The sequence below is a fragment of the Pseudomonas sp. NPDC089918 genome (assembly GCF_050280605.1).
In the GTDB taxonomy this organism is placed as follows: domain Bacteria; phylum Pseudomonadota; class Gammaproteobacteria; order Pseudomonadales; family Pseudomonadaceae; genus Aquipseudomonas.
On the sequence record NZ_JBNNVP010000062.1, the window covers coordinates 1 to 19413 of the forward strand.

The 19413-nt window shown below is 57.1% G+C and carries 16 protein-coding genes and 1 pseudogene; 4 read left to right on the forward strand and 13 right to left on the reverse strand.

The genetic code is table 11. The annotated features are described in order from the left end of the window. Positions 1–274 precede the first annotated feature (274 nt). The 4 genes from pgm to ACQKPC_RS28070 all read right to left on the reverse strand — a co-directional run bounded on the left by pgm (position 275) and on the right by ACQKPC_RS28070 (position 6578). On the reverse strand, positions 275–1921 hold the full coding sequence (gene pgm, locus ACQKPC_RS28055; protein ID WP_427627859.1) for a phosphoglucomutase (alpha-D-glucose-1,6-bisphosphate-dependent): 1647 nt from the start codon (positions 1919–1921) through the stop codon (positions 275–277). Between the two features lie 110 nt (positions 1922–2031). Then, positions 2032–3432, reverse strand: coding sequence for a PLP-dependent aminotransferase family protein (locus ACQKPC_RS28060; RefSeq protein ID WP_427627861.1), 1401 nt, complete (start codon positions 3430–3432; stop codon positions 2032–2034). 67 nt (positions 3433–3499) lie between these two features. Further along, positions 3500–4990, reverse strand: coding sequence for a hypothetical protein (locus ACQKPC_RS28065; protein WP_427627863.1), 1491 nt, complete (start codon positions 4988–4990; stop codon positions 3500–3502). 565 nt (positions 4991–5555) lie between these two features. Further along, positions 5556–6578: a zinc-dependent alcohol dehydrogenase family protein gene (locus ACQKPC_RS28070; protein ID WP_063343657.1), complete on the reverse strand. Its 1023-nt coding sequence runs from the start codon at positions 6576–6578 to the stop codon at positions 5556–5558. A gap of 269 nt (positions 6579–6847) precedes the next feature. Here ACQKPC_RS28070 and ACQKPC_RS28075 point away from each other — a divergent pair, with 269 nt between their 5' ends. Together ACQKPC_RS28075 and ACQKPC_RS28080 are read left to right on the forward strand one after the other, a co-directional pair. Further along, on the forward strand, positions 6848–7762 hold the full coding sequence (locus ACQKPC_RS28075) for a LysR family transcriptional regulator (RefSeq protein WP_095631404.1): 915 nt from the start codon (positions 6848–6850) through the stop codon (positions 7760–7762). 152 nt (positions 7763–7914) lie between these two features. After that, positions 7915–8058: a hypothetical protein gene (locus ACQKPC_RS28080; RefSeq protein ID WP_427627865.1), complete on the forward strand. Its 144-nt coding sequence runs from the start codon at positions 7915–7917 to the stop codon at positions 8056–8058. 173 nt (positions 8059–8231) lie between these two features. On the opposite strand, the pseudogene ACQKPC_RS28085 reads toward ACQKPC_RS28080, so the two are convergent. From ACQKPC_RS28085 to ACQKPC_RS28095, 3 genes and pseudogenes are all read right to left on the reverse strand, one after another. Then, positions 8232–8426 (reverse strand): annotated as a pseudogene (locus tag ACQKPC_RS28085) (thioesterase); the annotation flags it as partial. Between the two features lie 89 nt (positions 8427–8515). Continuing rightward, positions 8516–9253: an NAD(P)H-dependent oxidoreductase gene (locus tag ACQKPC_RS28090; RefSeq protein ID WP_427627867.1), complete on the reverse strand. Its 738-nt coding sequence runs from the start codon at positions 9251–9253 to the stop codon at positions 8516–8518. A 31-nt stretch (positions 9254–9284) separates the two neighbouring features. Next, positions 9285–10532 (reverse strand): acyl-CoA dehydrogenase family protein, encoded by a 1248-nt coding sequence (locus ACQKPC_RS28095; RefSeq protein ID WP_427627869.1) that lies wholly within the window; start codon positions 10530–10532, stop codon positions 9285–9287. Positions 10533–10660: 128 nt separating this feature from the next. On the opposite strand from ACQKPC_RS28095, the gene ACQKPC_RS28100 reads away from it, so the two are divergent. Continuing rightward, the gene (locus ACQKPC_RS28100; protein ID WP_427627871.1) at positions 10661–11653 is read left to right on the forward strand and encodes a GlxA family transcriptional regulator; all 993 of its coding nucleotides are present in this window, start codon (positions 10661–10663) and stop codon (positions 11651–11653) included. A 96-nt stretch (positions 11654–11749) separates the two neighbouring features. Here the strand turns inward: ACQKPC_RS28100 and ACQKPC_RS28105 are convergent, their stop codons facing one another. The 3 genes from ACQKPC_RS28105 to ACQKPC_RS28115 form a co-directional block, all read right to left on the reverse strand. Further along, the gene (locus ACQKPC_RS28105; RefSeq protein ID WP_427627872.1) at positions 11750–12646 is read right to left on the reverse strand and encodes an alpha/beta hydrolase; all 897 of its coding nucleotides are present in this window, start codon (positions 12644–12646) and stop codon (positions 11750–11752) included. Positions 12647–12725: 79 nt separating this feature from the next. Beyond that, positions 12726–13727: an NADP-dependent oxidoreductase gene (locus tag ACQKPC_RS28110; protein ID WP_427627874.1), complete on the reverse strand. Its 1002-nt coding sequence runs from the start codon at positions 13725–13727 to the stop codon at positions 12726–12728. A gap of 9 nt (positions 13728–13736) precedes the next feature. Further along, positions 13737–14195 (reverse strand): DUF2147 domain-containing protein, encoded by a 459-nt coding sequence (locus ACQKPC_RS28115; protein ID WP_427627876.1) that lies wholly within the window; start codon positions 14193–14195, stop codon positions 13737–13739. Positions 14196–14391: 196 nt separating this feature from the next. Here ACQKPC_RS28115 and ACQKPC_RS28120 point away from each other — a divergent pair, with 196 nt between their 5' ends. Beyond that, the gene (locus tag ACQKPC_RS28120; protein ID WP_415769350.1) at positions 14392–15054 is read left to right on the forward strand and encodes a TetR/AcrR family transcriptional regulator; all 663 of its coding nucleotides are present in this window, start codon (positions 14392–14394) and stop codon (positions 15052–15054) included. 174 nt (positions 15055–15228) lie between these two features. Here the strand turns inward: ACQKPC_RS28120 and ACQKPC_RS28125 are convergent, their stop codons facing one another. Genes ACQKPC_RS28125 through ACQKPC_RS28135 form a run of 3 tightly spaced genes read right to left on the reverse strand, consistent with a single transcriptional unit; the run spans position 15229 to position 19412 of the window. Then, positions 15229–16935, reverse strand: a complete 1707-nt coding sequence (locus ACQKPC_RS28125; protein WP_427627878.1) for a GMC oxidoreductase — start codon at positions 16933–16935, stop codon at positions 15229–15231. A gap of 60 nt (positions 16936–16995) precedes the next feature. Beyond that, positions 16996–18456, reverse strand: a complete 1461-nt coding sequence (locus ACQKPC_RS28130) for a class I adenylate-forming enzyme family protein (RefSeq protein ID WP_427627880.1) — start codon at positions 18454–18456, stop codon at positions 16996–16998. A 38-nt stretch (positions 18457–18494) separates the two neighbouring features. Then, complete coding sequence (locus tag ACQKPC_RS28135) at positions 18495–19412, reverse strand: alpha/beta hydrolase (protein WP_427627881.1); 918 nt, start codon at positions 19410–19412, stop codon at positions 18495–18497. Position 19413 lies beyond the last annotated feature (1 nt).

A 19413-nucleotide genomic window follows, 5' to 3' on the forward strand; every position in this document is an offset into this window, starting at 1 on the left:
AGCGTGTAGTCTCGCTGACTACGCCTTTTTGCTGATTCCATTACGTCCTCCTGAAAAACAGATCAGAAGGTGTAAACCTTATTCAGGACGGGACAGCGGGACAAAAAAAGGGGCGACCGTTGATGGATCGCCCCTTTTTTACATTTAGCCGTTGTGGCGAGGGGGCTTGCCCCCGTTCGAGTGCGTAGCACTCGCAAAATCTACGGGAATTTCGAAATTCTGGGGCCGCTTCGCAACCCAACGGGGGCAAGCCCCCTCGCCACAGGGCCCTCAATCACTTCGCAGAAATCGCGCCATCCACCAAGGTCTGAGCTTCCGCCACCAGTTGCTTGAGGTGGTCGTCGCTCACAAAACTTTCCGCATAGATCTTGTAGATGTCCTCAGTGCCCGACGGCCGCGCCGCGAACCAACCGTTCTCGGTCATGACTTTCAGACCGCCAATGGCCTGGTCGTTGCCCGGTGCATGGCTGAGGATGCTCTGGATCGCTTCGCCCGCCAGTTGAGTGGAGGTGACCTGGTCTGGCGACAATTTGCTCAGCAGCGCTTTCTGCTCAGGGTTGGCCTTGGCATCGACCCGTACCGAGAACGGTTCGCCCAGTTCATCAGTCAACGCGCGATAGGCCTGACTTGGGTCACGCCCGGTGCGGGCAGTCATTTCGGCCGCCAGCAGCGCCGGAATCAAGCCATCCTTGTCAGTGCACCAGACACTGCCATCCTTGCGCAGGAACGACGCGCCGGCACTTTCTTCGCCACCAAAACCGAGGGAGCCGTCGAACAGGCCGTCAGCAAACCATTTGAAGCCAACCGGCACTTCGTACAGACGGCGGCCCAGGCGTTTGGCGACGCGATCGATCAAGCCGCTGCTGACCACGGTTTTACCCACAGCCGCATCGGCACGCCACTGCGGACGGTTCTGGAACAGGTAATCGATCGACACTGCAAGGTAGTTGTTGGGTGCCAGCAAACCACCGGACGGGGTCACGATGCCATGGCGGTCGTGGTCCGGGTCACAGGCAAAGGCCACGTCGAAACGCTCTTTCAGACCGATCAGACCTTGCATGGCGTGGCTGGATGATGGGTCCATGCGGATCTGCCCGTCCCAGTCGACGGTCATGAAACGGAACGTCGCATCGACCTGTTTATTCACCACCTCCAGGTCCAGGCGATAGTGCTCGGCAATCGCCGACCAGTAGCGTACCCCCGCTCCGCCCAGCGGATCGACACCCAGACGCAGCTTCGCCTCGCGGATGGCGTCGAAGTCGATCACGTTGATCAGGTCAGCGACATAGGTGTTGAGGTAATCGTGACGATGGGTGGTGCTGGCCTTCAGGGCCTGCTCATAGCTGATGCGTTTGACGCCGGCGAGTTTGGCCGCCAGCAGCTCGTTGGCCTTGGCTTCGATCCACTTGGTGATGTGGGTATCGGCCGGGCCGCCGTTGGTAGGGTTGTATTTGTAGCCACCGCTTTGTGGCGGGTTGTGAGACGGGGTGATGACGATGCCGTCTGCCAGGCCCGAAGTTCGACCACGGTTGTAGCAAAGAATTGCGTGGGAAATGGCCGGCGTCGGCGTGTACTCGTCGCCTTCGGCGATCATCACCGTCACACCGTTTGCCGCCAGGACTTCCAGGGCGCTGGCACCGGCCGGCGTGGACAGCGCGTGGGTGTCGATCCCGACGAACAATGGACCGTCAATGCCCTGGGCTTCGCGGTACAGGCAGATCGCCTGGCTGATGGCCAGAACGTGCCATTCGTTGAAACTCAGATCGAACGAGCTACCTCGGTGTCCGGACGTGCCAAAGGCGACGCGCTGGGTAGAAATGGCTGCATCGGGCTGGCCGGTGTAATAGGCCGTTACCAGTCGCGGGATGTCGACCAACAGTTCTGCCGGTGCCGGTTTGCCCGCAAAAGGACTGAGTGTCATGCAAAACCTCTGAGAAAGAGTGGTTCGGGAATAGAACGCAGTTTACTGACAGTTTGCTCCGGGCGCGACGTTATCAATTGTCAGGTACCGAGGAGGGTTTGCGCCTCGGCTCAGTCGATCGATTCGAGGCGCAAGGCATCCGCCAACAGACCCAATGCATCGGCGAGGTCGTGGTAACCACCGAAGGTGTGACTCAGGCGCAAATGCTGCCCGTGCAGGCCGTGCAGGCTGAACAGCTCCCCCGGCGCAATCACCACATGCTGCTTGAGCAAACGCTCGAACACTCGATGCACATCGACCTGGCGCAACGAACGAATCCAGATTGTCGCCCCGCCCTGGGGCTCGACGAAGTGCAACGCATCGGGCAGACGCTCTTCCAGCAACCGAGTCATCTGCACCATGCGTTCCTTGAGCAGTCGACGCAACACCAGCAGGTGTTGATCAATGCGTCCGTTGCTGTACAGCCGCGCAATAGCTTTCTGACGAATCAGCGACAAGCGGAAAGCGCGCAGCAGAAAGTGCCGTTGCAATTCGGCACGCAGCTGTCGCGACAGCAAATAGCCGAAGGGTGCCTCCGACCCGATGATTTTCTCGAATGTGGAGAACACGATCAGCCGATCCGGGTCCAGCAGATCACGAAACCGCAGGCCGCTCGGCTCGAATTCGAGCTCGCCGTAACAATCGTTTTCCAGCACCCAACTGCCGTGTCGCTCCAGCAACTGTGCGGTGATTTGCCTGTTGCTGTCAGGCGCCACACTGCCCCGGGGCATATTCAGCCTCGATGAAAGCATCACCAGTCGTACCTGCTCAGTCTCAAGCAGCTTCTTCAACTGCTCAGGATCCAGGCCACCATTGGCTTGCAGCGGCAGCTCGACCACCTGCACCTCCGCGTCTTGAAACAGGCGCAGAATGGCCCAGTCGCACGGTGATTCGACCACCACCACAGCATCCTTGAGACCAAGGACGGCGATCAATATTTCCAGTACGCCACGCAGATCGGCGCCGATATAGACATCATCAGCATGCCAGCAACGGGTCGGCGAAGTGGTGTAGCGCGCTGCCAGGGCTGCGCGCAGCTCCAGCTCGCCGCAGGGTTGCGAAGACGGTTGCGGCTGGCGCGGATACTGGCGCAGCAGTTCTCTCTCCAGTAACAGCAACGGGCTATCCAGGGGTTGTAATAACGCCGGTTCATCGGCGCTCAGCACCAGCATGCCGGGACGCCTGGCATTGACATAAACCGTTTCGAGCAGGTCCTTGCCGCTACCGGGCATGCCGATTGAGGACACGGGGAGCGCGTAGTAGCCTGATTTGGCCACTGAATAGACGCGCCCTTCCTTTTCCAGCAGCGAATAAGCGTACTGAATGGTCGAGATCGACACACTCAGGCGGTGCGCCAACTGCCGCAATGAAGGCAGGCGCACTTGCATGTCACTGCCCGGCTCATTGATCAGGTTAGTCAGGTAACGGTACACCGCCTGGTACGCAAAATCGGTATCTCGTGGTCCTTTCATGGGTAATGGCCGAACAGACTACGAACGTCGTGACGCATCCTTGCCGGATCCGTCGAACCAGTCACTTTCACCGGCCCGTCGACCATTCGCCAGCCACAGTCGTTTCACCGCCAGGCTCCACGACTTCAGCTTGCCCACCCACCTCGACGCTTTCCAGGCCGAGAGCCCTGCCCTCATCCCGAACCACCGGCCCCATGCGGTAAAGCCTACTGATCAGACTCACGGGCAACCCGCTGACATCGACCATCCATTGCAGAACCTGCTCGGGAGCCGGGCCGCCCTGCATTGCCCGGTGCAAGTCCGGCAACGCCACGAGCATGCCGGGATGGCACTGACGGAGAAAATGCTCAAGCGCCGCGCCGTTATCGACAAACGGGGCAAACAGTAGACACACCAGTTGAGCCTCGCTCAAACCGAGGCTCTTTTGTGCTTCAGCCGATGCCAATGCGCGCTGGTCGGTCATCGTCATCGGGTTGCCGAAGGTTTCCATGGCCTGTTCGCAAAAGCGCTCTGGAACGTGTTTGCGACGCATCATCACCAGCGCCCGCTGCAGGTACTCGCCAATGCCTTCCTCGTAGCTGCGACCCTGTACAAAGCACGCTTGCAAGCCACGAAGATGCGCGGATATCGACAAGCTGACGTAGCCGTTATCACTGAGCTGAGCCGACAACTCGTCAGGTTGAAACCCGAGGAAATCGGTGAGCAGTGGCCAGCGCTCTTCCAGGTTGCTGACCAGCATGTCGTGAATATCGATGAAGGTCGTGCGGCGACACGCTTCAAAACGTTCGGCGGGACGCCACGCCGCCTGGGCAGACTCAGGATAAAACTCGCGGTAGCAATCGCTGCCCAATTCATCGAGTCGCGCGAACAGACACTCGTAGCCCGTTTCGTGACAGTCCGGCGCCTTGAGCCCGGCCTTGGCCGCCGCACGATTCAACCCCTCGAGAAACTGCTTCTGCCGACGGGGCGTATCGCTACTGATCAATGCGTCGACACCCTGGTCCCAACGGGCGATTTGTCCGTAAAACTCGCCGGTCGCCAGATACCCGTCATCCCACAGATCAAGCGGCCCGTCCCAGACACGGCGGTGTCCGACCATCAGCAGATTGAGCCGATTCGACTCACGACCGGCTTCGGAGATCGGCGCCAGATGATTGAACGGCAGGACTTCGCGATTATCGACCATCAACACTTCGACCCGGGGATCGTCGTAGAGAAACAATGCACTGCAGCTGCGATGGATGTTTTCCAAGGCTGTCGAGGCCGCACCGTTCAAGCGCAAGGTCGCCACTCGCAGCTGAAACGTCGCCGGTGCCCGGCCGGCAATACTCAGCTGCGCGGCACGCAGTAGCGCCAGGGTGTAGCAGCTGTCGCGGGACCCGGACTGGATCGACAGCACCTTGTAATCGCCGATACGCTCCAAACCTCCTGCGGACATCACCAGGCGCTGAATCAGCAATTGCAATGCCGTGCGCTCGGCGCGAGAGAAAAAACCCAGCAAGCGCTGCAGCATTTGCTGATAAACATAGTTCATTGCCTGATCATGGGTAGCGGTCATCATTATTTACCTGTGACTCAAAAGTGCGATGCCACGCAAATAACGAGGTGTATTGCGCAACAGGTTGTTTGTCATGAATGGAGTGCCGGTGCTGTTATTCAAATGCTAGCACTTAAGCATTGTGTAATTATTTGAAATGTTTGAACGCTACGGGTAACCCAGGGAGATCCATATCGGCGCAATGCCCCGCAGAACGGGCGCCTTGGGCTCCGGCGGGTTTTCCTAGGAAATTTCCGACAGCGTCCCACAGACACTTAGCACAAGAAATAAAGAAAGAAGTTGCCCATGAATGTAAGACAACTGAGCGACGCCGCATTATTTGTTGAGCATATATTGCCGGCGCGCATTGAGGAGTTTCAGCCTGATACTCAGCCATGACTCTTTCCTTGAGATGAAAGTAATCATTCAATTATCAGGGCTTACATAATGATTAGAAGATACAGATTGAGAGCAAAAACCAGCTCAGTTGCTGAACCGGACCACCGACAGATCGATGACACGTCTCATTTTGGAGCGACTGCCAGCAGAAGAGTCCGTGTTCGGCGGACTCTTGGCGGAGGAAGGGTTAAGCAGGTTCGACCTGAAGGGCGACCCGTTCGCGACAGGGGCATTCGCCCATATAGCGGTGCGCTTCGACAAACTCGGAAAACGGGAAGACCCGGGTTTTGAGCGGCAGCAGCACGCGGTCGGCGGTCAGTTGGTTGATGTCACGCAGGGCACGCTGCAATGCGACCTGGTCCTGAATGATGCCCAGTTCCGGCTTGCCGGTGAAGTTACCGATGCAGTGCACGAAAAACTGAATGTTCTTCTGGAACGCCGCGCAGGCCGGGAACGGCGTCTGGTTACCTCCTTGCAGGCCATAGAGCACCAGGCTGCCACGAGGGGCGAGCACATCGCCGAGCAGCGACATCTGCGGCCCGCCAAGGCCATCGAACACCACATCGACGCCGCGGTTATCAGTGATCTTGTTGATCTGCATCAGCAGATCCTGTTCTTCGGTGACGATGACTTTCTCGGCGCCCAGGGACAGCAGGTACTCACGCTCATCCGCGGTTTTTGTCGCAGCAATCACCCGCACACCAAGGGCTTTGCCCAGTTGCACGAACGACGGTCCGGCGCAGTGGCTGGCGTCGGTCACCAGGGCAAATTGCCCGGGTTTGACTCGCGCCAGATCAACGTAGGCAAAGTAGGCGACCAGCAGCGGCGTGTAGTGCACGCTGGCCTCGATCGGGCTGAGCACGTCCGGGTAGCGGGTCAGCGCCGTGCGTGGCAGAACGATCTGTTCGCCATAGACCGGGTAGTCGTTAGGGCTTTCGGCCGGGAAACTGGCAACCTTGTCACCGACAGCCAGGTCATCGACGCCCTCGCCGAGCGCGGTGACCACACCGGCCATTTCACTGCCAAGGCCTGACGGCAGACGTGCATGGGATGAGGCCAGGTTCTGGCGCCAGAGAATGTCATACCAGCTGATGCCTATCGCTTCGACGCGCACCTGCACTTCGCCCGGCGCAGGCAGAGCGGCCGCATGCTCTTCGCATTTGAGCACCTCGGCTGGACCAAACTTGTGAAAACGGATCGTGCGGGACATCGCAAACCTCGTCAAAGTAACCTCTAATGCCCTGAACTCTATCTGGGCTTTCTACCCAAGACCATCAGTGGCTATTAATAGTCGACATGCCTGTCATTGATTCCGCAGCGACGGCGACATCATCCAATGCCGTGAAAAACCGAAGCAGCCTTTCAGAAAAAACTGAATTACCCTGTGCAGAGTACCAGTCTTTCCCCGTAAGATTCATGCCGGCCATTGTTCTCATATGGCCGCTCACGTCAAGTTTGCTGACTCTGCCAGGACTCCAGATGAATCGTAATGACCTGCGTCGTGTCGACCTGAACCTGTTGATCGTTTTCGAAACACTGATGCACGAACGCAGCGTGACCCGCGCTGCGGAAAAATTGTTCCTCGGCCAGCCGGCCATCAGTGCGGCGCTCTCGCGCCTGCGCGGGCTGTTCGATGACCCGTTGTTCGTGCGTACCGGCCGCAGCATGGAGCCTTCCGCCCGAGCAGTGGAAATCTTCGCCCTGCTCTCTCCAGCCCTGGATTCGATTTCCACCGCGGTCAGTCGTGCGGCGGAATTCGACCCGGCGACCAGCACCGCGGTGTTCCGCATCGGCTTGTCGGATGATGTTGAATTCGCGCTGCTGCCAATGCTGCTCAAACGGCTGCGCGCAGAATCGCCGGGAATCGTGCTGGTGGTGCGTCGGGCCAACTACATCCTGATGCCGAGCCTGCTCGCCTCGGGCGAGATTTCCATCGGCGTTAGCTACACCGCCGACCTGCCGGCCAACGCCAAGCGCAAAGTGCTGCGCCGCAGCATGCCGAAACTGTTGCGGGCCGACACGGTACCGGGGCCGTTGAGCCTGGATGACTTCTGCGCCCGCCCCCATGCCTTGGTTTCGTTCGCGGGCGACCTGAGCGGCTTTATCGATGAAGAGCTGGAGAAGCTGGGGCGCAAACGGCATGTGGTGCTGGCGGTGCCGCAGTTCAATGGGCTCAGTACGCTTATCAGTGGCACCGATATTGTTGCGACCGTGCCTGATTACACCGCTGAAGCGTTGACGGCGGCTGGTGGTGTGCGAGCCGAAGATCCGCCGTTGCCGGTGCGCAGTTTTGAGCTGCACATGGCTTGGCGTGGGTCGCAGGATAATGATCCGGGGGAGCGGTGGTTAAGGTCGCGGATTCAGATGTTCTTTGGGGACCCCGATAGCTTGTAATGGAGTTCCAGTAAATTCCATAAAACTGTTTTATAACAAGCGCTTATTGGTAATTTCGGTCCACTGCCGCCTGTCTAAATCCAATGGATTCCACGACTCATGGGGGCATAACCGGGGCAAATTTCGGTTCCTTAAAAAGGATGCCCCCACCGATGCCCCCAGATAATGCGGTTGTTTTCAAACGAAAACTCAGCGATGCCTTGATCCGCTCGCTGACCGAACCCGGCAAACACGCCGATGGCGAAGTCCCTGGCCTCTACTTGGAGGTAAGGGGTGTCGAGCAAGGTCGGCAATAATTGGAGCGGGAAACGAGACTCGCATCTAGCGTCCGACCCATTGAAATCTAAAGGGTTTCGTTGCTTCCTGAAGCAGGAAAGGACTTGATTCTGGACTTGTTTTCAGTGGGTATCAAGAAGAGAAAGGACGTGATCCCTGGCTCTAGCGGTCAGACTGGAAACGGCCCACCACGCTAACTGCGACTCAGGTCAGATAGACCCTCTTCACTTCGAAGCTGCCGGCTCATGTCATCGCAACTTTGCGACCCGTCTGTCAACCATTTGGACATCACGGGCGGGCGCTCTGCTATTCCCAACTCTCGGACGAAATCATCAGGTGGAATCGTGCCGTCTGCAGAGTGGAAAAGACCTCGCATCACGACCACGCCGTCCGTCGACCGCTTTACGCCAGGGTCTACGAAACAGCAGAAACAGAAGACGAAACCAGAGATTCATAGGGATACCGATGATGAGAAAACTATGTAGGCAAATGTGGTGCCTGCTTGGAATTGGGAGCGGAAATCGGGTGCAATTTCTCATCGAACTCATCAAGTGAGACGAATGAAAGCCCTTGCAGTGTGTCCAGCGAACGCAGGTGCTGTCGATACATCGCCAACTGAGTGACACGTGCTTCCTGAGAAATGTACGGTACGTGATAGGCAACAAAGGTCGGAAGCACTGTCATTCCGGTATAGGCCAGCGTTCCACGCAGGATGGGCCGGAGCATGTCGTTGAGTTCACCGTGCACACCGCCGCTTACCAACATGTGTGGTTGACCGCCGACAGTGATGGCGAGCATGGCCTTCTTGCCAACCAGGCCGCCCTGATCGTAAAAGCGCTTTCCGCCATAGCAGACGCCAGATACCAATACTCGGTCTATCCAGCCTTTCATGATTGCCGGCATCGAGAACCAATAGATTGGGAAGTTGAAGATCACCAGATCGGCCTCCAGCAACTTGTCCAGCTCCTTCTGGATGTCCGGTGCAAGTGTGCGTTGCGAGCAATTGTGACGCTGTTCCAAGGCATACGTCAGGTACTCGGAATTTACGCGGCAGCCAAAATCAGCTGCGCTGGCGACCGGATTCCAACTCATGGCATACAGGTCAGACACTTCGACAGAGTGCCCTTGCCCCCGCATTTCTTCGACCGCCAGATCTTTCATGGCCGCATTGAACGATTGCGGCTCGTTGTGCGCATGGATAATGAGAATGTGCATTGGACAGCTCTCCATTGGATTGGCCATCCAATCAGCCGGTGATGTCTTTGCCGAAGATTGCGCGTGCGATGACTAGCTTTTGAATCTCATTGGTTCCCTCATAGATTTCGGCGATCTTGCAATCGCGATAGATCTCTTCGACACGGTAGTGCGAACCATCCGCCGCGAGCTCGCGCATAAAGCCATAGCCACCAAAGATCTGTACCGCGTCGCGGGCGAACTCACCAGCAAGGTTGGTGCCGTACCATTTGGCCATTGCGGCCTCGGGCTCCGGGAAAGCGAGTCCTTCGTCCATGCGTAAAGCGGCCTTGAGATATAGGTTGCGGGCGTTCTCGATTTCAGTGGCGCGTTCAGCCATCTTGAACTGCCAGTGTTGGAACTGCGCAATGGCTTTGCCAAAAGCCCGGCGCGTCTTGAGCCGCGCGATACTGTGATCAAACAATGCCTGAGCCATGCCGGTTCCGCTGGCGGCAATCCCGATGCGCCCGAACGTCAGTGTTTGCAACGCTATCTTGAGACCTTCACCGGGCTGGCCAACAACATTCGTCATGGGCACTTTGACGTTGTCGAAGTAGATGTCCGCCGTCAGTTGGCCATGGTTGCCCATTTTCTTGTCGGGTTCGCCAACACGAACACCTGGCCAATTCAACTCGACCACCAACTCGGTCATGCGCGCGCCATCGACACAGAGCAGTACAACAAAGTCGGCAACTGGGGCGTTGGAAATGAAACGCTTGCGGCCGTTGACGATGTAACCATCTTCGGTGCGCGTAGCATGGGTGCCCATGGCCTCAACGCTCAAGTCGGTACTGGCATCTGGCTCGGTAGTCGCGAAACTCCCTATCTTGTCGCCACTGAGCAAAGGCTTGAGATAGCGTTGCTTGATCGAGTCCGACCCGTGGTTCAGCGCATTACCCGCGAGAATGCAGTGCACGTCCACGATGGCGGCCACCGAGTTCGAATGGTAGGCCAGCTCCTCGATCATCACGGCAGTGGCTGCGGTGGGGTATTTGAGCCCTCGCCCGCCAACATCGGTGGCAAAGGGAATGCCGAATAAACCGGCCTTGGCCATTTTGGCGAACAAGTCACGCGGGAACGCTGCAACGGACTCCTCTGTGTGACCAATGGCGTAAGCCACCGGGGCGACATGTTCGTCGGCGAAGCGACGAATCTCCTGGCGGATAGCCAGGATTTCCTGGGGGGTATTCAGGTCGTGATACAGGCGATCCTGGTGACGCGCAACAGTCGCATTGACCGAAGTATTGGCAAGATGGGTCATGGTTATCTCTTCTGTAGCCTGGGGAAGCAACGTGATGTGAACGGTATGGAAACTGATGGAATGACGTAATAGGCAAAAACGACGGCAAATATGCGAATATCGCCATCCACGCCAAAAAAGGCTCCGCCATGACCACCGTTGCGATTCTGGGTTTTGACGACTCCTATGCCTCCGTTGTGGGAGGTTTTGCTGACATGCTTCAGGTTGCCAACGCGCACATGTCAAAACAGGGGATGCCACTGTCGGGTCTGTTTGAATGGCATTTCATATCGCAGAACGGTCGGCCTGTGCGCGCGAGCAATGGCCTCGAGCTTGGCATGCGGGCGCTGCCGAAGAACCAGCATTATGATTTGGTCTTTATTCCCAGCCTGCATTATCGCGGCTGGCAGCATTTCCAGGGTTTCCTGGAAAAACAGGGAGCTGTGCGTGACTGGCTGGTTAGCCAATGGCGAAATGGTGCATGGCTCTGTGCCAATTGCACGGGTACCTTCCTGCTTGCTGAGACGGGTTTGCTCGACAATAAAGTGGCGACGACCACTTGGTGGCTGGAGGGGCATTTCCGCAGCAGATTCCCGAAGGTTGATCTGCAAATGCGTCCAGTGGTGACTGAGTCTGAACGTCTGGTATGCGGTGGCGCACATGCCACATTTTTGTTGCAAGCGGTTCACGTGCTTAACAAATTCGCGGGAGAGGCCATCGCCAGGCAATGCGCCCGCAGCATGCTGATCGATTTGACCCAAACGACGCAGACACCTTTCCAGCCGCTTATTGCCGACAAGACCCACAATGATCCCTTGATTCAACGCGCGCAAAAGTGGCTTCAGGATCACTTGGCGGAACAGGTGCGCATGACAGACCTGGCGCAGAAGTTGGCCGTCAGCGAACGTACATTGATACGCCGCTTCAATAAGGTGCTTGAGCAGTCACCGCTCACCTATCTTCAGAACCTACGCGTTGATACGGCGCGAGCTTTACTGGAGGCTGGCGACCTGAGTACCGAGCGAATCGCTCACTATGTCGGTTACAGTGATATCAGCTCATTTGCACGCCTGTTCCGTGAGCGCGTTGGATTTACTCCGGGGGCTTATCGAGCCAGGTTTCAGTTACCCATGGAGGACTGACCAAGCCCTGCCGCCAGCAGATCGCCTGACCCATTCACTTCAAACCGCTACCCTCGCCTACCGTGCTGGCGAGGACAAAGAATGCACGGGAGGTTTTCAGCAAGATTGCAGGGGATGGCTTGCCAAAAATGCGACGACTCGCTCAATGACCTCGTCCGGCCGGGAATCAGCAAAAAAATGTCCGCCCACTATCGCAGAAGCCTCCATCATCGTGCAGCGATCCACCCAAGTGGCGGGTAAATCATAGTGTTTGGCCATCGCACCTGAGGCGCCATAGAGGATCAGCGCGGGCGCGGTGATGCGTCGTCCGGAATCGGACATGTCGTCTGCCAGATCCACAGTGAGTGCGGCGCGATAGTCGTTGCAAAACCCAGCGATCGTTGCCGGATCACGCCAGGCTTTCCGATACGCCGCCAGTTGGTCAGCATCAAAATCCTCCGGCCCTGCGGCACCCCAGCCGAAAAGGCAGCTCTCGAAAAAGAAATCGGGATCCGCCGCAATCATGCGCTCCGGAAAGGGTGCGGGCTGAGAAAGAAAAAACCAATGCCAGTAACTGTGGGCTATGTCCTTGCGCAGATCTGTCAGCATCACAGCCGTAGGAACGATGTCCATCAGCGTGACGCTCGCCACCACGTCTGGATGATCCAGTGTCATCCTGTATGCAGTGCGCGCGCCACGGTCGTGTCCCACAAGATGGAACCGTTCATGTCCGAGCACACGCATAAGTCCGACCTGATCCGCGGCCATGGCGCGAAATCCGTAATTTGACAGATCCGCTTGAAGCGGCGGTTTATCCGATGCCCCATACCCACGCAAATCAGCACAGACAACCCGATAGCCACGCGCGACCAGCCCAGGTGCGATACGTGCCCAGAGCGCCATGGTCTGCGGAAAACCGTGGAGCATCAGGATGGGGTCGCCTTTACCCGCTGCAACACAGGCAATTTCCACATCGCCTACAGCAATTTGGTGCGTTTCGAAGTTCTCGAACATGGGGTCGCCTATAGGTGTGAGAGCCTCGAAAAGTTGTTTGGTGATAGGTATCAAGACCTTCCCATTAAGAGCATCGGCGTTATTTAACCCTGACGATGACCTTGCCTTTTGCCCGACCGGTTTCAACATAGGCCAAGGCATCCGGAGTCGATTCGAATGGAAAAACCCGGTCCACCACCGGGCGTATGACACCGGAATCGATGAGCGCAGTAAGCTTACGCAACTGGTCACCGCTGGCTTTCATGTAAAGGAATGAATAGCTGACGCCACGGCGTTTAGCTTTTTTCCTGATCCCGTAACTCAACAGGCCCATGACCAGTTTCAGGAATCCGGACAATCCAGCGTTTTTCGCAAAATCAGCATCCGGTGGTCCAGAGATCGAGATGAGCTTTCCACCAGGCTTGAGTATGCGCAACGATTTCTCAAGTGTATCCGTGCCCAGGCTGTTCAAGACCACATCGTAATCGTGCAGGACCTTTTCGAAATCGTCTTTGCGGTAATCGATCACGATATCTGCACCGAGGTGCTTCACCCACTCGACATTCGCCGTGCTCGTGGTCGTCGCGACAGTCGCCCCCAGGTGCTTGGCCAGCTGAATGGCCAATGTTCCCACGCCACCGGAGCCCGCATGGATAAGCACCTTTTGACCTTTCTTCAGGTTCGCTTTTTCGACCAGCGCCTGCCAGGCCGTCAAGCCAACCAGAGGGATCGAAGCTGCTTCTTCCATTGTGAGACCTTTCGGCTTGATCGCCAGCGAGCCTTGATTGATCGCAATGAATTCAGCAAATGCACCGATTCGATCGTCATCTGGCCGCGCATAGACCTCGTCGCCCGGCTTGAATTGCTGCACTTGTGAGCCAACCCGCACGACGATCCCGGCCAAATCATTGCCCAGAATAAGCGGCATGCGATAAGGCAAAATCATTTTGAACTCACCGTCCCTGATTTTTAAATCCAGAGGGTTCACACCCGCCGCATGAATCTGGACTAAAACGTCAACCTTGCCCAATTCAGGTTCTGGCATTTCGGTCGCCCGTAACGCAACTTTTTTTCCATAGCGTTCGATAATGAATGCTTTCATCGTACTTCCTTACTCCTGGCGTACCCAGGTCTGTGAACGCCCCAGCAGCGGCGTGCCAATGTAGCCGCGCACGCTGAGTTTTTTACCGTTGTCGGTCAGGTGGACTTTACTGCTATAGACCTTGCCGTTATCCGGATCGAGGATTTCGCCATCGGTGTATTCTTCGCCGTCCTTGCGCAAACCGGTAAGAATGGTCAGGCCTACAATCAACGCATTCTTGTTCACGCCATCACATTTGCCGCACTTCGGATTCTGGTCTTCGCTCGGGGCGGGAAACGCTTTTTCGATAACGCCCTTCAGAGTGCCATCGGACTCGGTGATTCGAATCAATGCCCTCGGCTTGCCACTGACGTCGTCGATGTTTTGCCACAGACCAACGGGCGAATTATCGTCTGCCCACAGTGCCGATGACATGACTGCTGCTGCCGCCAGGGTGAGTCCGAAGATACCTGCTTTGAGCGTACGCATTGTCTGAATCCTCATGATTGAGCGAATTTTCTTGTCGGCTTGATGCCATTTTCAGAGTATGAAATTGGCCCTGTGGCTCACGGCTATCGGATTGCGCTTGCTGTGTTCAGATCGCTTTCTGAGCAAGCTTCCAGTCGCGCGAGACATATAACGCTGTTATTTGATAAACATAACGCCGTTATGGCAGTATTGCAACATGACCACTGATAACTCACTCCCTAATGCCCCCACCCGCCTCGTCGAGGCAACCATCCGTGTGCTTGCGACTAACGGCCCGTCCGAAGTCAAGGCCCGTTCGGTAGCGAGCGAAGCCGGCCTGTCGACGATGGGGGTTTACACACACTTCGGCGGAGTGCCGGAACTTCTACAAGCAGTCGCTGACGAGGGATTCAAGCGGTTGGCTGCAGTCTTCAAGCGTGTGCCAATCACGGATGATCCGATAACTGACTTATGTGCGATGCTCCTGGCTTGCCGAGACCTTGCACGAAGCAATCCCCATCTGTACGACTTAATGTTTGGTCTTTCGATTGACGGCAGATATAGCCCCTCACGAGGTACCATGAAATCGATTGCAGATGGGCAATCGGAAGCCTTCAAGGCGACATACGCGATTCTGATCAACGCGTGTGCTCGCTTGGTTGATGCCAAATGCGTTCGCAAAATCGATCCTGCCCTCATCGCGCCACAGCTGTGGAGTGCCGCGCATGGATTCATCATGCTCGAACTCGCTGGCCACTTCGCAGGCACGGCCAATCCTGCTTCGCAGATCCTGGTAGCGACGTGTAACAACATTGTTGTCGGCTTGGGAGCGAAGCGCGAAAAAGTGGAATCTTCCACTGCTGGCGTAATTGCCGGGTAGGCAACTCCGCTAGAACCTTGAAAAAACCGCGCAACCCTGCAGTAACGCGGAGCGAACAGTATTTCAGTTCAAGTACGCAGCCACTCGGCATGTTCAGAGGTTGGGTCAACCGGTTCGCTCATGCAGAGAAGGAACCGATCATTACAGATGCTCGTATGCTTTGCGGCTCAATGCTCATATGTGCAGCAGGATAGGGATCTGTATCGAGGCCACGCGCTTATTATCAGGATGGCTGAGCACGCCACTGGACGGTTTGGTAGCTACCGCCTCACCTAGCTCATGAACACCTTCGTTATTGCGGGCCTGTGGAATCTGCGCCATTGCGTACTCGGCGAGTGCCGTGATGGTCAGCGCAGGATTAACCCCAGGATTTGCAGGCATCGCAGCGCCGTCACAAACCAACAAGTTCTGGTAACCAAAAACGTGTAGGTTCTGATCAATCACGCCGCTTTGGGCATCGGCGCCGATCACGGCACCGCCCAGCACATGGGCTGTTGTCGGAATGTTGCCCAGCGCTTCCAGTACGTTGCTCTGGGCAATACCGCCGGTGTGCCTGGCCAACCATTGAGCCGCCCGGTTGCCCATCTCGATGTAAGTCGGATTTGGCTTGTCGCGATTCTGCTCGGTGACGAGACGGTAGCCGCGACCCAGCCAACGCTTGCTGGGGCGTAGTGCAATCGCATTGTCCAATGTCTGCATCACTAGCAGCATCACCATGTGTCGGCTCCAGCCCCATGGCCATAGCGACTTGAGCCATCGCGTTGGGTGCAACACGATATTCCCCAGCCACTTCAGCGGCCGCGTCATGCGGTTACCCTTACCGACCAGCAACGTGCAAAGCAAACTGAGGAAGTCGGCGTTGCGACCGTAGGTGAGAAACTCGATGTGGGTATCCTGATCGACATGCACACTGCTGCTGGCGGTAACATCGTTCCAAGTCTTGCGGTCCTCGGGCAGGCGCACGTTCAGAACCGATTCGCTGTTGGTGCGCACCAGTTCACCAAGGCGATCGCTGACCCGGGGCAACGAGCCGCCGTGCTTGCAGTTGGCCAATAATTCGTTGGTACCGAGAGCCCCGCCGGCGAAGATCACTCCGCGGGCGGTGTAAGTATGGCGATCACGGGTGAACCAGGCGCCGGGGCGCTGGGCGGTCACACGGTAGCCGTCACTACCATCGGCTGCCCCGAGTGGGCTCACATCAACGACCTCACGCTCTGCCAATATCTGCACACCGCGTTTCTCTGCGAACCACAGGTAGTTTTTCACCAGCGAGTTCACGGCACCGACGCGGCATCCCACCATACAGGCGCCGCAACGTATACACCCGGTACGGTCAGGCCCTTCCCCACCGAAATAGGGGTCCTTGACGGTTTTGCCCGGTTCGCCAAAGAACACTCCGGTGGGTGCTCGAGTGAATGTGTCTTCGGTTCCGAAGTGTTGCGCCATCTCCCGGGCCAGTTGCTGGTTCGTCGAGTCGAATGGCACCGTCTTTACCCCAAGCATGCGTTCGGCCGTATCGTAGTGAGGCTGCAATAGCCTGTCCCAGTGGCCGAGCTCCCGCCACTGCACGTTTTCGAAGAACTCTGGCTTGGCGCGGTACAACACACCGCCATACACGGTACTGCCGCCACCGACACCCGACTGGCTGGGAAAAAAGACATGGCGAAACAGCGACATGCGCATGATGCCCTTCAAACCCAATGCGGGTGCCCACAGATATTTGTTGAGCTGCCAGGCCGACTTGGGAAGGTCTTCGTCGCGATAGCGACGGCCGCGTTCGAGTACCCCGACGCGATAGCCTTTCTCCACGAGGCGCAGCGCCGAGACGCTGCCGCCAAATCCCGATCCGATCACCAGCCAGTCGAAGTCTGCGTTTTTCATGATGTGTCCCCTTCTACGTGCCGATTGCTTTGCGCCTAAAGTCCATCAGGTAATTACCTGTCAATCGACATATTCGGTCCACATCTTGCGCAGCCTCAGCTTGTCGACTTTGCCCACGGCATTCTTTGGCAGGCTGTCGATGATGCTGATCGTGGAAGGTCTTTTGTAACGCGTCAGCCGGTCAGTGCAGTGCTCACTCAAGCCCTCCTGGGTACCGGCGAATCCCGTACGAAACGCGACGTAGGCAACAACAATTTCGCCAAGGGTCTCGTGAGGGACACCAATCACTGCTGCTTCAAGAACCCCCGGAAATTCGAACAACACATCCTCGATCTCCTTTGGATAGATGTTCTCGCCGCCGCGAATGATCATCTCTTTAAGGCGCCCGACGATGGCCAGATAACCGTCTTCGTCGATCCGGCCAATGTCGCCGGTGTGCAGCCAGCCATCGACGATGGTCTTCGCTGTTTCCTCGGGCTTCCCAAGGTAACCGCGCATGACGTTAGGACCTTGAACCAGCACCTCGCCAGTGGCGCCCTGCGGCAAATGCACACCGCTCGGGTCGGCGATTGCAATGCGTTGCCCGGTGAAGGGCAGCCCGACCGTACCGACCTTGCGTAGGCCGTCGAAGGGGTTGATGGTCGAAGCGCACGTGCCTTCGGACAGGCCATATCCCTCAAGCAGCGGAAAACCGAAACGCGCTTCAAATTTTTTCAGTAGTTCCGCCGATGCAGGCGCCGCGCCGCAGATGCCATACCGAAGACTGGAGGTATAAGGTTTTACCTCACGAGGTAACGCGCTAAGCATTGCGTAGATGGTTGGCACTGCAGAGAAGTACGTGGGTCGAAGCCACTCGACATCCTCAAAAAACGTGTCGACGTTGAAACGCTTGCGAATCGAAACCCGACCACCGCTTGATAGCGGGACAAGAGTGCTCACCACAATGCCGTTTACGTGAAAGAGTGGAAGTATCAATAAACAGTGGTCTGCTGCCGTGACCTTGAGTGAGTTTCGCCCCATTTCCGACATGGCTTCAATATTGGCGTGATCGAGCATCACGCCCTTCGGCAGGCCGGTAGTGCCACTGGTGTAGATCAACAGTGCCAGTGCGTCAGGCTCTTCAAAGGGGACGCCGGTGTAAGACGCCCCCGTTTCCAGAGTGGCGACAGGCAGGGACTGCAGATTCGGGACTATGACTTCGCCGCTGGCGTTGATGAGCAGCTTCGCCCCCGAATCAACCAGTTGATGAGTGGCTTCCTTGCTGGTCAGCCCAGGATTGATCGGCGTGACCGCCGCCCCCAGACGCCAGGCAGCGAACATCGCCACCACAAACTCCACTTGGTTGGGCAACATGATCGCAACGACGTCTCCAACGCCCACCCCCCTGTCCGCGAATACTCCCGCTGCCGCGAGGACTCTGGAATGGAACTGCCGGTTAGTCAGGTTGCTGCTGTCGTCAGCGATGCACAGACCATCAGGCTCTGTCACCGCGCGCAAATCTGAAAGTTTGGAAAAGCACATTATTGTTGTTCTCTCTAAAAGTGACGGAAACGCTTGAATCAATTGGCTGAAGAGCCGAGTAGATGTTTCGTCAGAAATTGAGTCTGATCCTTCACCAGTTCTTCGAACGCGTCGCCCATGTAGAACTCGAAATGCCCCGCCGCGTAGAGTTTGGTTTCTCCATGCGGCGCCTTGCGCACCAAGGCGATCGTCTGTTCCGGTGGCGTGACGGTGTCAGTGGTGCTGACGCAAAACAGGATGGGGAGCTTCACCTTAGAGGCGGAGCGTCCGGGTCGATAAGCCATGATTTCCGGGAGCACCCGTGCGGCGACGTGATTGACGAACACCATCCCCTTCGGCACCAAGGCCAGATAACCCGGCAGGGCATCATGCGCATTCATCAAGGCTGGCTGACCGGGAGCGGCAGCGATTGGCACCATCACGGGCGGGCGACCCAGTAGCCTGGCTGCAAAATCACGCAGGAGCACCGGCATTACCTGCAGCGATCCCTTCACACCCAGTGCGGCAGTTGAAGCCAGACCATCGGTAAAAGGGCACTGACTGATGGCGGCCAGTAACTCGGGATGCCGGCTGGCCACGGTAATCGCATGTCCTCCCCCAAACGAGCTTCCCCATATTCCAACCCGACGCCCATCGACATCCGCGCAGCCTTTGACGAAGTCCAGCGCTGCATCCCAGTCAGCCAGTTGCCGCTTCACAGACATCAACTGTCTGGGCCGACCACCGCTGTCTCCGAAATAACGGTAGGTGAAGGCCAATGTAGCGATTCCCGCAGCGGCGAATCGTTCGGAAAAGGCGTCCAGGCGCATCTCGCGAACCGCACCCAGTCCATGTCCGAGCACTACAATCGGCGGTTTCTCTACGCCAACCGGCAGGTAGAGCCAGGCCGAACAGTAGGTCTCGCCCGATTCAAAGCGAACATCCTGGCAAGTGAATGGGTAGGTAAGCGGTGACATT

What these genes read in the sequence shown, in the direction of transcription:
- pgm (WP_427627859.1), bottom strand. Translation starts at nt 1,921, where the DNA reads ATGACACTCAGTCCTTTTGCGGGCAAACCGGCACCGGCAGAACTGTTG.
- ACQKPC_RS28060 (WP_427627861.1), bottom strand. Translation starts at nt 3,432, where the DNA reads ATGAAAGGACCACGAGATACCGATTTTGCGTACCAGGCGGTGTACCGT.
- ACQKPC_RS28065 (WP_427627863.1), bottom strand. Translation starts at nt 4,990, where the DNA reads ATGACCGCTACCCATGATCAGGCAATGAACTATGTTTATCAGCAAATG.
- ACQKPC_RS28070 (WP_063343657.1), bottom strand. Translation starts at nt 6,578, where the DNA reads ATGTCCCGCACGATCCGTTTTCACAAGTTTGGTCCAGCCGAGGTGCTC.
- ACQKPC_RS28075 (WP_095631404.1), top strand. Translation starts at nt 6,848, where the DNA reads ATGAATCGTAATGACCTGCGTCGTGTCGACCTGAACCTGTTGATCGTT.
- ACQKPC_RS28080 (WP_427627865.1), top strand. Translation starts at nt 7,915, where the DNA reads ATGCCCCCAGATAATGCGGTTGTTTTCAAACGAAAACTCAGCGATGCC.
- ACQKPC_RS28090 (WP_427627867.1), bottom strand. Translation starts at nt 9,253, where the DNA reads ATGCACATTCTCATTATCCATGCGCACAACGAGCCGCAATCGTTCAAT.
- ACQKPC_RS28095 (WP_427627869.1), bottom strand. Translation starts at nt 10,532, where the DNA reads ATGACCCATCTTGCCAATACTTCGGTCAATGCGACTGTTGCGCGTCAC.
- ACQKPC_RS28100 (WP_427627871.1), top strand. Translation starts at nt 10,661, where the DNA reads ATGACCACCGTTGCGATTCTGGGTTTTGACGACTCCTATGCCTCCGTT.
- ACQKPC_RS28105 (WP_427627872.1), bottom strand. Translation starts at nt 12,646, where the DNA reads ATGTTCGAGAACTTCGAAACGCACCAAATTGCTGTAGGCGATGTGGAA.
- ACQKPC_RS28110 (WP_427627874.1), bottom strand. Translation starts at nt 13,727, where the DNA reads ATGAAAGCATTCATTATCGAACGCTATGGAAAAAAAGTTGCGTTACGG.
- ACQKPC_RS28115 (WP_427627876.1), bottom strand. Translation starts at nt 14,195, where the DNA reads ATGCGTACGCTCAAAGCAGGTATCTTCGGACTCACCCTGGCGGCAGCA.
- ACQKPC_RS28120 (WP_415769350.1), top strand. Translation starts at nt 14,392, where the DNA reads ATGACCACTGATAACTCACTCCCTAATGCCCCCACCCGCCTCGTCGAG.
- ACQKPC_RS28125 (WP_427627878.1), bottom strand. Translation starts at nt 16,935, where the DNA reads ATGAAAAACGCAGACTTCGACTGGCTGGTGATCGGATCGGGATTTGGC.
- ACQKPC_RS28130 (WP_427627880.1), bottom strand. Translation starts at nt 18,456, where the DNA reads ATGTGCTTTTCCAAACTTTCAGATTTGCGCGCGGTGACAGAGCCTGAT.
- ACQKPC_RS28135 (WP_427627881.1), bottom strand. Translation starts at nt 19,412, where the DNA reads ATGTCACCGCTTACCTACCCATTCACTTGCCAGGATGTTCGCTTTGAA.